The following is a 15478-nucleotide window of genomic DNA, read 5'->3' on the forward strand; positions in this document are numbered from 1 at the left end:
GCCCGTCGCGAGTTGAAGCAGTCCCCTGGGCCAGCACCTCCGAGAATCGTGCTCGGAGGTGCTCCTGGCCTGGCGAGGCCCGCCCTCCACTCGGGCTCGGGCCTACGCCTCCTCGTCCGACTCCGCGCCGAAGCGCTCATCCCGGGTGGTGAGGATGTGGCGATAGGGCACCACGCGCACCAGCTCCGCCACCGTGGTGGTGCCAGCGTTGACCTTGTCGAGCCCGTCCTCCATCAGCGTTCGCAGGCCGTGCTTCCGCGCGTGTCGGCGCAGCCGCACCGTGGGCTCACCGTGCGCGATGAGGTCCTGGAGGTCCGGGTCCACGACGAGCAACTCGAAGATGCCGGAGCGACCTCGATAGCCCGTGTGATTGCAGGCGGGGCACCCTCGTCCGGCGCGCGTGTGGACTCCGTCCAGCAGCCGCCCCAGCAGCTTCGTCTGCTCCGGCGTGGGCTTCGTGTCCTCCACGCACTGCTCGCAGATGCGCCGCACCAGTCGCTGCGTCAGCACCGCCAGCAGCGAGTCCGCCACGTCCACGTCATCCAGTCCCAATCCACGGAGGCGGGCCACCGCGCCCACTGCGTCCGCGGTGTGCAGGGTGCCCAGCACCACGTGCCCCGTGGCCGCGGCCGTCAGCGCCATGCTGCCTGTTTCCAGGTCTCGAATCTCTCCCACGAGCAGGACGTTCGGGTCCTGGCGCAGCAGCGCGCGCAGCAACGTCGCGTACGGCATCTGCGGCGTCACCTGCTTCTGGTTCACCTTGGGGACGTAGTACTCGATGGGGTCCTCGGCGGTGACGATCTTGCGCCGTCCGTCGTTCAGCCGCGCCAGCGCCGAATACAGCGTCGTCGTCTTCCCGCTTCCCGTGGGGCCGGTGACGAGCACCAGTCCCTCCGGGTTGGAGAGCAGTTGGAGGAAGACGGCCTGCATGGCGGGCGACAGGCCCAGCTTCTCCACGGGAACCAGGCCCACGCTCGCGTCGAGGATGCGGATGACCACGTCCTCGCCCGCGGGGCTGGGCACCACGCTGACGCGGAAGTCCACCACCTTGCGGCCCTCGGGGCGCTCGACGAGGGCGCGCAGGCGACCGTCCTGGGGGCGGCGTCGCTCGGTGATGTCCAGTCCGGCCAGCACCTTCACGCGGCTGACGACGCCCGGCAACGAGCGCGGGTCGATGTCCGTGTAGGACTGATGGAGGATGCCGTCGACGCGATAGCGCAGGTCCACGTCGTCGAAGTAGCTCTCCACGTGGATGTCGGACGCCTTCATCTCCACGGCGCTGAAGAGGACGTGCTCCACCAGCTCCACGGTGGTCGGCGAGTGGGTGAGCTTGAGGCCGGGCTTCAGCACGATATCCGCCGTGACACGCGGGCCCGCGCCGAAGCCGACTTCCAGCGCGGATTCGATTTCGTAGGGGTTCAGGCGAACCGTGTTGAGGGGGCGCCGGAGGAACTCGGTGACGAGCTCCAGAATCGGCCCGTTGTCCGGGTTCGTCGTGCCCACCGTCACCGGCACGTCGGGGGCTTCCGGGTCCACCTTGCCCAGCACCACGACCTGGTTGCGGCGGCAGAACGACTCGGGGAGCAACCGGAGCGAGGCCCGGTCCAGGGTGAACTGCGCGAGTTCTGCGAAGGCGGGGGCATCCTCGGACATGGCGGAGGAGGGATTATCAGCCTCGCGTCTGGCTGACCATCACCGCTCCGGGGGAGGAAACCCTCCCCGCGCCGAGGTCCCCCATCGAGAATTGGCGGCGCTTCCGTCGGGAGCATCAGCCCGACACGACGGCGATACCGTCAGGGCCGCACTGAAGCCATGCAGCGGCTCATGGCCATCGAACTCAAGGCATGGCCCCAGCCTCGCCCAGCTCCCCATGATGAGGGGCAACGCCGCGGACCCGCGTGTTGGCCCCTGATGTGGAGAAGCGCAGGTCAGACTTACCGCGCCCCAGGCCCTTGGGCCGATGGCAGACGGCGTGGTTCACATGGAGGTCCGCACGCGCGCGCGACGCTCGTCCTGAAGTGAGCCGGCAACTCGCCCCCGGATGTCGCGGTCAGGACGCAGCTCCACGAAGGAGCCGGAGTCTCATCCGGGCTCATTCTCGGCGGGTGGAGGGCCGCTCGTGTGACGACGCGTCGTGGACACCTTCCTCGCGCACACACCAGAATCTGGAGGAAGTGGATTGTCACGATGCGAGGGAGGCGACATGGAGCTGCGGAGAGAACTGGAGTTCTACTCGAAGTTGAGCACGCCTTCGGATGTCGAGGCTTTTTCCCGGGTCCTGGGACGCATGGCGTCGAGCAAGGACCGGAAATACATCCCTGTGATGCTGTCGTATCTCGATGATAACACGGAGCATGGAGACCTGATGAAAGAGATCATCGGCATGTCGGAGTCGTTCGGCGCCGATGACTACGTCTCGACGGTCGTCGACATGACAGGCACGTTGCAGGACAGGGCCTGGGATTGGCTGGAGATCATCCACTACCGCATCTTCAACTCGGATGAGTTGACGACGGTGTACAAAGACGCGCTGGCAGGACATGCGGAGGAGGCGGCCGTCAGGGGATATCTCAAGGAGTTCCTGAACGGCAACCCCGAGAAGAGGGAGCACGTCGAGTTCGTCCTGGCGGATTGACTTCAGCGTCTGTCAGCGCCGTCTTGGACCATGTCGGACAGCCGGCTCGGTGCTCCCGACGTTCAACGAGTAGCGGACCGCTGGCGCATCACACAAAGTGAGGGAGAGTCACGGAAGCGGGTGACGCTCATGCTCTCGCGCAAGAAGGTAGGAAGAACCTGCACCGGATGGTGCGGTTCTCAGCCTGCTGAGGCCAAACGCAGACACCGCTGAATGACCTTGCCAAGGAGCCTTCCCCCCGAACTCCCTCCCGACCGACTACACACAATTCGAGACGTGACCGCCCGGTTCTCCTTCTTCCCGTACGGGAGCGGTGGGCACCGATGGACGACGAAGATGACACGCCGGCGCCTCTCTATGAGGAGAAGGTGGTCAGCCTCAACCTGGAGCTGGCCACCCGGGTTCTGAGCACGCGCATTCCATGGAAGGCACAGGGCATGGATGCGGTGAATGTGTCTACGGGCGCAGCCCGGTGAACAGGTCGCCACTCCACTGGATGCTGCTTCGCATTTTCGTGGCGGCCTCCGCGCAGGCCCCCCGCCCGGTCTCCAGCCGAAGCACGTTCCCGTCCAGAGTCAGGTCCCCAGTCGCCAGACAGCCCGAGATGTCGATGTCCTCGAGCCAATGATCCATCTCCAGGTTTCCACCGAAGGCGGCGGGGTGCTCCGAGAACTCCTCGGGCAGTCCCAGCGGCACGCCCCGGTATTCGAAGCGCATGGACTCGTCCGATTGGAAGGCGAACTCCAGCACATGGGGATTTCCCTGGTAGGTGAAGCGCGCGCGAAGCTGGAAGCTGGGGTGCTCCGGTGTCCCCGGGACCCACCGCGTGTCGATGGCGGGATAGGAGACACGGGGGATGAACACTTGCTTGCCCCCCGCCGACAGGCGCTTGCCGGTGCCCACCTCCACGGGGCCCGGGAGGTGAAGCACGCCAGGCAGGTCCTCGGTGGGATCCAGGAGGGGGTCCGAGCCAGGGCGCCTCACGGAGTTGCTACAGGACATCTCCGGGGAGAGCACCTCCTCATAGTCCTCGCAGCGGACCGCAGGCGACAGGTCCATCCGCAAGTCCGCCAGCCTGTAGGTCAGGGTCTCCACCGTGAAGAAGAGGTCGTCGGACGAGACAAAGCTGTCCGGAGCCAGCTCGAAGGTGTTGTCCGAGGTCATCCGGATGGTGTTCGAGCTGTAGACGAAGTCGAGCAGATACCGGTCGCTCTCGTCGGGCCCTCCGCAGGCGCAGAGAGCCAGAGTGGCGGTGATGCCGACGGTACGGTGCCAGGAACGTAAAGGCATATGGGAAGGGAATCGATGCGCGGAAGAAGGTGCGTACACCGGAGCTGGGCACGTCGATGGAGGCCCCGGGGAGACTCACTCTATACCGATGGTCCGGGAAAGGGACAAACACGAACGGTCATGGCGATTCCCGCGCCAGCAGTACGGCCTGGTTCCGCAAGGAATAGACTTTCGGACGACTGGGCGCGCCTTCAATCAAGCGCTTCGGCATGACTTGATGTGGGCTGCGCGCGAAGGATGCGCCACCCTCCGCCTGGCGACGACCCGAGGCGCAATCATTTTGCGAGTGCACTTCGTTCCAAAATCAAGTTCCTGCGAGAGCAGACCCGAACTGGGGCGTCCGCCGCTGGCCTGAAAGAGCTCGCCGCAGGACTTGCCATCGTTGACGGCAGTGGCTCGGCTGCAGTGGTGCTCGACGAAATCGCAGGTCCTGGCCCATGGGACCACTCCATCTGTCTCAGTGCCGCCGCGTGATTGTTGATGGCTGGGGTCATCTTCCCCGCGAACACTGTGTTCGCTCTGGCCGATTCCGTCTTTGAGCGCCCAGCGAAATGGATGCGGGATTCAGACAAATATCGCTTCTGGGTTCTGTCGAACCGAACATCGGCAGCATCGTATGAAGCTGGCTCAGCGCCGGACGGAGGTGACCACGCGGCTGCTGGAATTGTGCGAACGCGGCCTACTGGAGTTCAGTCGGCGCATTCTCTCGAATGTCATGAACTCGCCAGGCTCGCGCGAGGCGCTCGCTGCAAATCCATCCCTTTCATCGCGAGGCACGCGTTAGACAAGAAGGCCCTGCCAGTTGGCAGGGCCTTCTTTCAGCTCCCCCTACTCCCGCCCGCTACGCCCAATAGGGCTTCTGTCCTTCCCATGCTTTGTTGCAGGCGACCCACCTCGCAGGCGCCTCCCCTCCTGGCGCCGATGGAGTGTGCCGAAGCGTGGCGATCGAATCCCCGCCACGCTCCGGGATAGGGCTCACAACGTCTTCATGTACTCGATCAGCGCGGTGCGCTCCGCATCGGTCAGCACGTCGGTGAACGTGTGGCCTGAGTTCGACTGGCTGAACATCCGGGTGTTGTAGATCTTGCGATCCTCGATATCCGAGTTCGAGAAACTCGGGGCCACGATGCTGCCGAGGAGGTTCCAGGCCAGCGCGCCGTTGCCGTACAGCAGCGACAGCCCGCCCTCGATGAGCGGCGTCTCGTTCGGATCCCACGGATTGCAGTGGTTGAACGGCGAGAAGGTCAGGTGGCTGCACGCAATCGTGTCGTACTTCCACCCGACCTTGGTCTGGTCATAGGCCGTCGCGAGGTCGGTCTCGAATCCCATTACAACGCCGAACCTCGGCGACTTCGACTTGCGACGCCAGATGCGCGGGCGGTCCGACGACTTGAGCAAGCTCCAGAGGTTGGGCACCGAGCCGTTGTGGAAGTAGGGGCCGGAAGCCCAGACACCGTAGAGCGGCTGCGCGAGATAGCCGATCATGTTGTACTTTTCGGCGCACCCGTCCTGACCGTTGTACCCGAAGAAGCTGTTCTTGGCCTGGGTCTCGACGGCTCCGTCGTTGGCGAGCAGTCGGGCTTCATCGGTGTCGATGACGTTGATCGCCGTGACGTTGGCCGCCATGCCCTCGAACAAGGGATTGGCGAGGAAGTTTGGATCGTTCACGTAGCGCGGCGCGTAGGCTCCATGACAGCTCGCGCACGAGCCGTTGCCGGCCTGCTGCGGCTTCACGACCGGGTTGTTGCGGTTCGCTGCCCACAGGTCGAGCGTGTGGAACAAGACCGACCCCTGCTGCGCGAGCGCCGTGTTGACCGGCAGAGGGTAGGCCGGCGACTTCAGGCCGAGCATCCAGGTGTTCGCCTCGTACTCGTTCTCGAGGATCCAGTCGTAGCCGCCCTCGTAGTTCGGCAGCGCGGCGCCCGGCATGTACCACGAGAGCTCGATGCGCGTGGCGTCGCTGCTCATCCCGGCGTCGAAGAACTTCACCGGCCGGTGCCCGAGGTTCCACCAGTTCGGCGGGTCTTCCGTGCCCGTCGATCCGGCCGCCCAGATCTCCGGATTGAGGATGACGCCGGGGATGGTCCCGTCGGGGTCGAAGATGGTGAGCAGGGCGAAGAGCTGGAAGTTGGTGATGTTCCCCGTGCCGCGGATGCGATTCAGGGAGGCAATCGTGAAGGCGGGGTTGAGGCCTCCGAGCTCTCCCAGGAACAGGGACGCGTCGGTGAGGCCGTTGGTGCCGTGCAACGCCCCCAGGCCCGCGCCGTCGCTCGCCTTGCCAATCTGGCCGCTGTGACAGACCGAACACGTGACGCCAATCTGTCCGCTCCACGAGCCGTCGGGATTGCGTGTCTGGGTCAGTGCCATCGGCAGTTGGCCGGAGCCACCGTTCGTGCGGTTCGGATCCTCGAACGGGAGAGGATACGGATTGCGCTGCGCGCTGAGCGGGGTGCCGTAGCGCTCGGCGACGAGGTTGTCGAAGTCGGAAGGGCGGAACGGCAGGCCCCACCTCAGCCACAGCGCGTTGTACTGGGACGCCGACATCGACCAGAGACTCCAGGCGGAATGGCCGCTGAACTCCCAGCCGGCATCGGGATTTCCGTTTCCGCCGAGCAGGCGCCCTCCAGCCGCATTGGTCGACCGCAGCTCGCCACACGTCAGCGGAGCCCGGTTCATGCACGAGTTCCATCCCACGTTGAAGACGACGTTCTTGTTCGCCGTCGGCGTCACGAGTGACCGTGGGTCGGGCGGTAGGAGCGTCGCATCGGACTTGCCCGTACAGAAATCGAACCAGTAGTGCCCTCCACGCTTGCTGCCGAGCAGGTCCGATTGTGCTGCCGCCGGTGTGCCGCCGACACAGACAAAACACATCGCGACGAGAACGCTTCGAGTCAGACGTGCCGCCATGACGTCCCTCCTCCTGACAGCCTGTGGGTCGGTCGGATGGGGCTTCGGTCCGACCGGCTGGGCGCGTGCTCGGAGACATCAGTTTCCGAGACGCACGCTCGGTATGAGCGCACTTCACGTGTACCCCGAAAAGGGACATTTGTCGCCAAAGTGGCGTAGGCGACATTTGTCGCCTACCGCCTCTTGCGAAAGTCAGGGCTGGGCGGGTGCCCGTCCGGGCGTCGAGTCCAAGGAAGGACTCGGCCGCCACCGCCAGGTTGTCGAGCGAACCCTGGCGTGGAAGAACCCGCTTGGCCGACTGCGAGTCCGCGACGGACGCAATGGAGTCAAGCGCCATGGCTGACGATGCGCGTCAATCCGCTCCCAACCCAGACTTCGTGGCGCGCAAGCCGCAGCAGCAGCGCGCCAAGGTCCGGGTCGATGCCGTGCTCCAGGCGGCGGAGGAGCTGCTGCTCGAATCAGGGCTCTCGGCCTTCTCCATCCCGACGCTGGCGGAGCGTCTCGAGTACCCGCGCTCGACGATCTACAAGTTCTTTCCGACCCCCCAAGCCCTGCTCAACGAGCTCGCGGAGCGCCAACTGGCGGCGCTGGAAGCGCACCTGACGAACTATGCCCAAAGCCTCCTGGGGGCCAAGGACTGGCAGGAACCGCTCACGCGCATGGTTCAGGAGGCGGCGGATTTCTACCGCACGCATCCGGCGGCGCAGGTCGTCCTGCTGACCGGACCGGTCTCGGATGTGAGCTTTCGCGCGCTCGAGTCCACGATCGCGCGCCTCGGCACGCTCGCGCGCAACCTGCTCGCGACGCACGGCATCGACATCCCGCGGGGCTCGCCGGACATCGCGGCGCTGGCGGTGGAGTTCGGCACCGCGAGCCTGCGGATGTCCTTCTACCTTCATGGCCGCATGACGAACGAATACACCCAGGCCGCGGCCGACGTGATGATTTCATTCCTGGCAATGCGGCTGGGATTGCCTCTGCGCTGATTCAGGCCCAGGCGTCCAGCAGGGAGCGAGCGGGACACCTCCATAGCAAGAATTTCACGTTTTCATGTTAAATCTGCTCTGGTTCGAGTCATCCAACCAGGGAGCGACATGAATACCCGAGCCCGTCCAGGGAGCTTCAACCCGCGCCGCCTCTCGACCCCGACGAAGCTGCTGTGGGGCCTGCTCGTCGTCCTGACCGCCTGCGGAGGCCCGGACACGGGAGGCTCCGGGAGCCCCACCGACGGGGTCCAGGAAGCGCAGGCCCTCGCACCGGCCAACGTGCAGGCCTTCTACGCGGAGTCCCGGTGGGGGACCCGCTTCGGCGTCAAGGGCCCCTACTACGGTCCCCTGGGGCACCGGGGGCTGGACCTCTACGCGAGCGCGGGCCAGGCCATCCCCGCGCTCCGCTCGGGCACCGTTCGCCGCGTGCAGTACTCCTCCATCGTGGGACACACCCTCGCGGTGGAGTCCGCTCCGGGCGACTTCTCCGGGTACGCCCACGTCATCCGGACGCGCTTCGCGGTGGGCGATTACGTCCAGCAGGGAGACATCATCGCGTACGTGGCGGGCGCGGGAGACGACCACGGCTCGGCGTGGACCGGGCCCCACCTCCACATGACCCGGGGCACCACCAACAACGTCGCGTTCGGCGAGAACGTCAGCGACCCCGCGCCGCTCATCCGCAACGTGCTCGGCACCGGCAGCGGCGGCGGCACCGGCAGCGGCGGAGGTTCCGGGGGAATCCAGATCAGCATCGACGAAGGGAAGATCCTCCAGCGCGTGGCCCAGCGGGGCGGCTACACGGGCGCGGTGGACGGCGTACCCGGCGTCAACACGTGGAAGGGCATCCAGACGGTCCTCACCGGCAAGGGCTTCTACTCCGGCCCCATCGACGGCGTGCCGGGTGAGAACACCTGGAAGGGAGTCCAGCGGCTCGCCCAGCTCGGCGGGTACACGGGCCCCGTGGATGGCTTCCCGGGGCAGTACACCTACGCGGGGCTCACCACCTGGCTGGCCCAGGACCCCGGAACGCCTCCGCCGTCCGGGATGAGCGGTGTGTATGGGATTGATGTCGGCACGACGCAGCGGGACCTGGACTTCAATGCCATCAAGAGCGCCGGCTACCAGTTCGCGATCGTCAAGGCCGGCGGCTCCAATGTCTCTCCCCTCTACGTCGCGCCCTACTACACCCAGCAGGTCGCCCGGGCCCGCGCGGCCGGGCTGCTCGTGGGGCACTACTGGGTGGCGGGCTCGTACACCCCGGCCGGTGACGCGCAGTACTTCGTGGACCACCTCTACGACCACCGGCCCGGTGACCTGCTGGTGCTCGACAACGAGGCCATCGACAACGGCATCTTCTGGAATGACTCCCTGACCGCGAGCTTCATGCAGGCGGTCAAGACGCGGCTGGGCAAGGCCCCGTTCCTGTACACGTACTCGAGTCTGCTCAAGGCCCACACCTGGCCCCAGACGCAGGCCGTGGGCTCGAAGCTCTGGATTGCCCACTACACGGGCACGCCGGGCAACCCGTCCGTGGGGACGGCCTATCCCACGTGGGAGATCCACCAGTACACGTCGTCCGGCAACCAGAACGGGATTCCGCTCGACCTGAACGTCGCGAAGCTGTCCGCGTTCGCCGGACTGGCCCAGCCCCCGCTGGGCGCGACGGCGCCTCCGCCCACGGCCATCCCCGGAGGGAGTGGCGGCGGAGGCACCCCCGTCATCACCGCCCAGCAGGGAACCATCCTCCAGAACCTGGCGCGCCGCGGGGGCTATACCGGCCCCATTGACGGCGTGCCGGGGGCCCAGACCTGGACGGGCATCCAGAAGGTCCTGCGTGAGCTGGGGTATTACTCGGGGCCGGCCGACGGCGTCCCGGGCGTCAACACGTACAAGGGATTGCAACTGCTGGCCCAGGACGGTGGCTACACGGGCCCCATCGATGGCGTCCCCGGCCCCAATACCTATAACGGCATCCAGGCGTACCTGGACGGGTCCTCCGGTCCCGTGCCGCCCGTCACCCAGGCCCAGGGCGTGACGCTGCAACGGATTGCGAGCGCGGGCGGGTATACCGGCGCGGTGGATGGCGTCCCCGGCACGAACACGTGGAAGGGCGTCCAGCAGGTCCTCGGGGGGTATGGCTATTCCGGACCCGTGGATGGCGTCATGGGCACCCAGTCCTACGCGGCGCTCCAGCGCTTCGCCGCGAAGGGCGGCTACACGGGCCCCATCGACGGTGCCATGGGCACCCAGTCCTGGAAGGGCGTGCAGACCGTGCTGCGGGGCTTCGGCTACACGGGCCCCATCGACGGTGTCATGGGCACCCAGTCCTACGCGGCGCTGCAACGGGTGGCGCGCCTGGGCGGGTACATGGGCCCCCCTGATGGGGCCCCGGGCGTGAACTCGTGGCGGGGCCTCCAGTCCTTCCTGAGCGGCGCCGGGTACACGGGGCCCGTTGACGGGGTCCCCGGGACGAACACGTACAAGGTGCTCCAGTCGCTGGCGAACCGGGGCGGCTACAGCGGGCCGCTCGACGGCATCCCCGGCCCCAACACGTACGCGGGCCTGGCGAACCTCCTGGACTGACGTCTGGCCCACTGCCCCAGGCCCGCTCCCGTGCGTCGGGAGGGGCCTGGCGCGGAGTCACAGACTCCAACTCATCCCGCTTTGCGACGGAAGTGGAGCGCCAGTACGCCGGACTTGAACCGCTGCGTCGATAGGAGTTCGAGCTGCCGCGCACTCGACAGGCCCTGAAACAACGTCGGCCCGCGGCCACCGATGATGGGATGAACGACGATGCGGTACTCGTCGATGAGCCCCCACTCCTCGAGCGCGGCCGCGAGCTTGGGCGCTCCGACGAGGACACCCCGCTCGGTCTTCGCTTTCAGCGCCGAGATCGCCTCGCGAAGGTCACCCTCCACCTTGATCGTGTTCCGCCACGGAAAGTCGCTCCGCGAACCCGACACGACGTACTTTGCCTTCGCCTCGAGCTTCTGTGCCCACTCGCGCATCGCGCGCGGCGCCTTTTCGTCGCGTGCCACCGCGGGCCAGGCTCCCTCCATCAGCTCGTAGGTGTTGCGCCCGAAGAGCATCGCCCCGCTCTGGTCCATGAGCTGCGTCCAATAGTCGTGCAGCTCGTCGTCCGCGATGCCCTGGGTGTGATCGATGCACCCGTCCAAAGTGACGTTGAGACCGAAGGTGAGGAGGTTCATGGCGTGGGATTCTACGAAAAGCGCGCCCAGCGCGCAGCAGCCCGAGCCAGCGACGCAATGCCCGTCAGGCGCCCGCGCGTCTTCCGGTGCGCCGCGCGCGAGGCACGCGGCGCACCGATTCTCCTACCGAGACCGCGCTGAAATCAGGGCACACCGCCCCATCGCGGCATCGCGGACAGCTCCTCAGAGTCCGTTGGGGACCACGGTCACGGTGGCGGAGCCCCTGTTGGTCAGGATGAGATCGGGGTACCCATCCGCGTCCATGTCCGCGGTGGCGATGGCGTTGAGGCCAGGCGAGGCGCCGGTCGTGACGACGGTGTCCGCGGTGAAGCCTCCGTTGCCGTTGCCGGTCATCGGGCGGACGCCGCCCGATGCCGCTGTCACGAGGATGTAGGCGTCGAGCTTGCCATCGCCGTTGAAGTCACCGGCCACGACGCCCAGCGCCGAGTTGGCGGCCGTATTGGTCGCGGCGGTTGACTGAGCGCCGCTCGCGAAGGTGCCGTCGCCGTTCCCTCTGAAGTAGAAGAGGAACCGGCCGGCCGCGCCGTTCGAGAGGATGTCGAGCATGCCGTCGCCGTTGGCGTCGCCGAAGGCGATGCCCGCTGTCTGGCCGCCGGCGGAATTGCTGTAGGCGACGGGTGCGGCGAACGTGCCGTCTCCCTGGTTGATGAGGACCGACAGGCGTGCGCTGGCCGGGCTCGTCACCACGATATCGGAGAAGCCATCGCTGTTCAGGTCACGGCAGGCGATGCTCGACTGCACGCCGCCGGTGCTCTGGATGCCGATGAACGTGGGCGCGCCGAAGTTGCCCGCGCCGGTGCCGAACAGCACGCTCACCTGGCTCTGGGTCACGCTTGTCGTGGCGATGTCAGCCACCCCGTCGTGATCGAAGTCCCCGGTGCAGAGGTGGACGGAGCCCGGGGTGCCCGTGGTGAAGCTCGTCGGCGCGCCGAAGGTCCCGGGCGCGCTCGAGCCCAGGTTCTTGTAGACGCTGATGTTTCCGTTGATGAGGGGCAGGTTGGTCTGGCCGTCGACAGTGACGGCGTCGAGCCACCCGTCGCCGTCCACGTCCACGGCCACGACCGCGTTGCTGGAGAGCGAGGCGCTCCCGTAGTTGACCTCCGGCTGGACGCTGGCGTCGCCATTCCCCAGGAAGACGGAGAGCGAGCCAGAGGGAGTCTGGGTCGTCCCGGATTCGGCGTTGGCCACCAGGATGTCGAGCTTGCCGTCGCCATTCACATCGGCGACCGCCGGGGCCAGCGGGCTGTGGTTCGCTGGGGAGCTGACCGGCGTGCCGGGGACCTGGCCGGGTGGGATGGCCTGGCAGGTGGCGTTCGAGCAGATCTGACCCGTCGAGCACACGATGCCGCAGGCGCCGCAACTCTCGGCGTCGCTCTGGAGGTTCACCTCGCAGCCGTCGGACGAGTTCGCGTTGCAGTCCGCGAGGGTGCCGGAGCAAGATTGGCAGATGTTCCCCTCGTAGGTGGGCGCGCACTTGCAGGTGTAGCTACCCACGCCGTCGATGCAGGTGCCGCCGTTCAGGCAGGGGTTTGCGGCGCACTCGTCGATGTTGGTGCAGATCACCCCGTCGCCTTCGTACCCCGCATTGCAGGCGCAGGTGAAGGAGCCTCCGATGTTGGTGCAGGCGGCGTTTTCGCTGCAATTGTCGGTACCGGCGGCGCACTCGTCGATGTCGGTGCAGGTCACGCCGTCGCCCTCGTAGCCCGCGGTGCAGGCGCAGGTGAAGGAGCCCCCGATGTTGGTGCAGGTGGCGTTCTCGCTGCAATTGTCGGTACCGGCGGCACACTCGTCGATGTCGGTACAGGTCACGCCGTCGCCCTCGTACCCCGCGGTGCAGGCGCAGGTGAAGGAGCCCCCGATGTTGGTGCAGGTGGCGTTTTCGCTGCAATTGTCGGTACCGGCGGCGCACTCGTCGATGTCGGTACACACTGTCGGCTGTCCCGTGCAGGTGTAGCCCGGCTCCAACTGGCAGACGCTGTTGCAGCCGTCTCCCGAGAGTTGATTGCCGTCGTCACAGACTTCGAATCCGCCCAGCACCCCATCACCACAGACGGCCCGCAGCGACGTCTCCACCGCGTCCACGAGGTAGATGGCGAGCGCGCCCTTCAGGCGCACATAGCGATAGGGGACGTTCCCCGGGTAGAGCGCCACCGCCACATGCGTCCCCAGGCCCAGCTCCACCAGGTGCAACGAGCTGGAGCCGATGAAGGTCCCATCCGCCTTCAGGAAGTCCACCTGGGCCACCAGCGCCAACGACAGGCCCTTGTAATAGACGCGCAGGTCGCCGGTGCCTTCCTCGCCCGCACCCAGGTCCAACACCAGCGCCGCGTTGAGCAGGCCCAGCAGCGTCGCCGCCTGTCCATCCGGAGCGCCCAGCGCCGCGCTCGCGTTGAGCACCGCCGCATTGGTGCCCGACGCCACCGCGTCCGCATACGGGTCCCACGTCAACGAGGCTTCCAGCGGCTCACTCGTCAACGCCCCGGAGTCTTCTTGTGACACCCCATCCGCGGGAGGACGGGAGTCCACACCACACGCCCCCAGTGACAAGGCCAGTGTCACGCCCAGCCCCCACGACCACAGCACACCTTGACGGCTTCGCATCTTGTTTCTCCCCCAAGGAGCAGGATGGAACCCGGAATGGACCAGCCCCCCCATGAAATGAAAGACACTATTCCTTTCTCCCACCCGTTCGGCCAGCAACCTGCGAATGGCCAGCGTCCTCTGGCGACCGCCAGAAAGCACTTGAGGACCATGGACACAGAGTCCATGACATGCACTTGATCGTCTCCGCGTCTGTTCCCGCACGTCCGCGAAGGTGAAGGGGTCTACTCGTGTGGTTACGCCTGGAACCCGAGTCCTGGCGTTAAAATCTATACGGGGAATCCACATGTACCCGTTCGCCTTGGCAAGCATGAATGCATATGCAGCGCATCTCCTCCCTGCGGCGAAGGCACCGGGGCATGCCGCGAATTGATGAGGATCATCAATTCCAAACGACAAATGTCAGAGCGATGTGATTGTCTCCTGCTCCCCGGAATGCCTTCCGGAAAGGAGGCACCATGCTTCGAAGCACATTGAAGTCCGCGCTGGTTGCACTGTTCATCCCCAGCCTGCTGCTCACCGCCTGCGGTGAGGGCCTGGAGTCGCGTCCCACCCTGGACCCGGAGATGGCCCGGGTGCCGGCTGGCGCTCCGGTTCGCGAGGGCTACGCCTGGAACGCCGCGAGAGGGAAGCTGGTGCCCGTGAAGTACGCCGAGGTGGATGGACTGGCCATCCTCGATGGAGACATGATTCTCGGCACGGTGGAGGAGATGGAGGCGCGCGTGCGCGAGGTGAAGGCCCGGGGAGGTCTCGACGCCCCGGGAGTCCACGCCCAGGGCGTGGCCATCACCGGAGCAAACTTCCGCTGGACCAACTCCGAGGTGCCCTACACCATCGACGCGGCTGTGCCAAACCAGGCGCGAATCACGGACGCCATCAATCACTGGCAACAGCGTACGCACCTGCGCTTCGTGCAACGCAACGTGCTCAACGCGGCGCTGTACCCGAACTACGTCAATTTCCAGACGGGCGCCGGGTGCAGTGCCCACGTGGGACGAATTGGTGGCAGGCAGGTGGTGACGCTGGAGGCCGGGTGCACCACGGGCAACACCATCCATGAAATCGGACATGCCCTGGGGCTGTGGCACGAGCAGTCGCGCGAGGACCGCAATAACTACGTGCTCGTCCGGCCCGAGAACATCACCGCGGGCTATGAGCAGAACTTCAACCAGCAGATCGCCGACGGTGACGACATCCTCGCCTATGACTACGGCTCCATCATGCACTACCCGAGGACGGCGTTCTCGAAGAATGGGCTGCCCACCATCGAGCCCCTGGGGGGACAGGCCATCGGGCAGCGCGATTCGCTGAGCATCACGGACGCGGCCACCGTGGCGCGTCTCTACTCGAGAACCATCTCCCTGCGTGCCTTGCGCGGCCACTACGTGGTGGCCGAGGGCGGCGGCGGCGGCGCGGTGAACGCCAATCGTGCCGCCGTGGGTCCCTGGGAGAAGTTCCAACTGGTGGACCGCAACGGCTTCGAGCTGCAGACCGGCGACCTCATCCACCTGCAGACGGTCAACGGCAACTATCTCATGGCCGTGAACGGTGGCGGCTCGGAGGTGACAGCCACCCCCACGGCGCCTGGCAGCTATGAAACCTTCCGCATCTCGAAGATATCCGGCACGGGCCTGCTCACCATCGGCACCGGAGACACCGTGGCCCTGTCGACGAACAATCTCCTCACCCCCCGCTACCTGTATGCCGATAACGGGGGCGACGGCGGGGTGTATGCCGCCGGTGCCTCCGTGGGGCAATGGGAGCAGTTCACCATCACCTTCTACTGAGGCACGGGGTAGGGCCTGCTCCAGCGTCGAACACTGGAG

10 protein-coding genes and 1 pseudogene are annotated in these 15478 nt (G+C 66.3%); 6 read left to right on the top strand and 5 right to left on the bottom strand.

What is annotated here, in order from left to right:
• Positions 1–102: 102 nt before the first annotated feature.
• Positions 103–1653: a GspE/PulE family protein gene (locus FJV41_RS02065; protein WP_141640685.1), complete on the bottom strand. Its 1551-nt coding sequence runs from the start codon at positions 1651–1653 to the stop codon at positions 103–105.
• A gap of 550 nt (positions 1654–2203) precedes the next feature.
• Between FJV41_RS02065 and FJV41_RS02070 the strand changes: the two genes are divergently transcribed.
• Complete coding sequence (locus tag FJV41_RS02070; RefSeq protein ID WP_141640686.1) at positions 2204–2635, top strand: Imm30 family immunity protein; 432 nt, start codon at positions 2204–2206, stop codon at positions 2633–2635.
• A gap of 323 nt (positions 2636–2958) precedes the next feature.
• Complete coding sequence (locus FJV41_RS52015) at positions 2959–3111, top strand: hypothetical protein (RefSeq protein ID WP_174461608.1); 153 nt, start codon at positions 2959–2961, stop codon at positions 3109–3111.
• On the opposite strand, the gene FJV41_RS02075 is transcribed toward FJV41_RS52015, so the two are convergent.
• Together FJV41_RS02075 and FJV41_RS02080 are read right to left on the bottom strand one after the other, a co-directional pair.
• Positions 3092–3925 carry a hypothetical protein gene (locus FJV41_RS02075; protein ID WP_141640687.1) on the bottom strand — a complete coding sequence of 278 codons (834 nt, stop codon included), beginning with the start codon at positions 3923–3925 and terminating at the stop codon, positions 3092–3094. The genes FJV41_RS52015 and FJV41_RS02075 overlap by 20 nt on opposite strands.
• Positions 3926–4900: 975 nt before the next feature.
• Positions 4901–6832, bottom strand: a complete 1932-nt coding sequence (locus FJV41_RS02080; protein ID WP_141640688.1) for a c-type cytochrome — start codon at positions 6830–6832, stop codon at positions 4901–4903.
• A gap of 208 nt (positions 6833–7040) precedes the next feature.
• Between FJV41_RS02080 and FJV41_RS56865 the strand changes: the two are divergent.
• From FJV41_RS56865 to FJV41_RS02090, 3 genes and pseudogenes are all read left to right on the top strand, one after another.
• Positions 7041–7142 (top strand): annotated as a pseudogene (locus FJV41_RS56865) (IS5/IS1182 family transposase); the annotation flags it as partial.
• A gap of 25 nt (positions 7143–7167) precedes the next feature.
• Positions 7168–7818, top strand: coding sequence for a TetR/AcrR family transcriptional regulator (locus tag FJV41_RS02085; protein ID WP_174452960.1), 651 nt, complete (start codon positions 7168–7170; stop codon positions 7816–7818).
• A gap of 108 nt (positions 7819–7926) precedes the next feature.
• Complete coding sequence (locus tag FJV41_RS02090; protein ID WP_141640690.1) at positions 7927–10404, top strand: GH25 family lysozyme; 2478 nt, start codon at positions 7927–7929, stop codon at positions 10402–10404.
• A 71-nt stretch (positions 10405–10475) separates the two neighbouring features.
• Here the strand turns inward: FJV41_RS02090 and FJV41_RS02095 are convergent, their stop codons facing one another.
• Together FJV41_RS02095 and FJV41_RS02100 are read right to left on the bottom strand one after the other, a co-directional pair.
• A complete protein-coding gene (locus FJV41_RS02095) occupies positions 10476–11030 on the bottom strand; it encodes a dihydrofolate reductase family protein (RefSeq protein WP_141640691.1) in 555 nt (184 codons plus the stop codon).
• Between the two features lie 183 nt (positions 11031–11213).
• Entirely contained in the window at positions 11214–13652 is a 2439-nt protein-coding gene (locus FJV41_RS02100; protein ID WP_181790338.1) for an FG-GAP-like repeat-containing protein, read from the bottom strand.
• Positions 13653–14110: 458 nt separating this feature from the next.
• Here FJV41_RS02100 and FJV41_RS02105 point away from each other — a divergent pair, with 458 nt between their 5' ends.
• Positions 14111–15439, top strand: a complete 1329-nt coding sequence (locus tag FJV41_RS02105) for a M12 family metallopeptidase (RefSeq protein ID WP_181790340.1) — start codon at positions 14111–14113, stop codon at positions 15437–15439.
• Positions 15440–15478 lie beyond the last annotated feature (39 nt).

The sequence above is a fragment of the Myxococcus llanfairpwllgwyngyllgogerychwyrndrobwllllantysiliogogogochensis genome, assembly GCF_006636215.1.
GTDB classification, from domain to species: Bacteria; Myxococcota; Myxococcia; order Myxococcales; family Myxococcaceae; genus Myxococcus; species Myxococcus llanfairpwllgwyngyllgogerychwyrndrobwllllantysiliogogogochensis.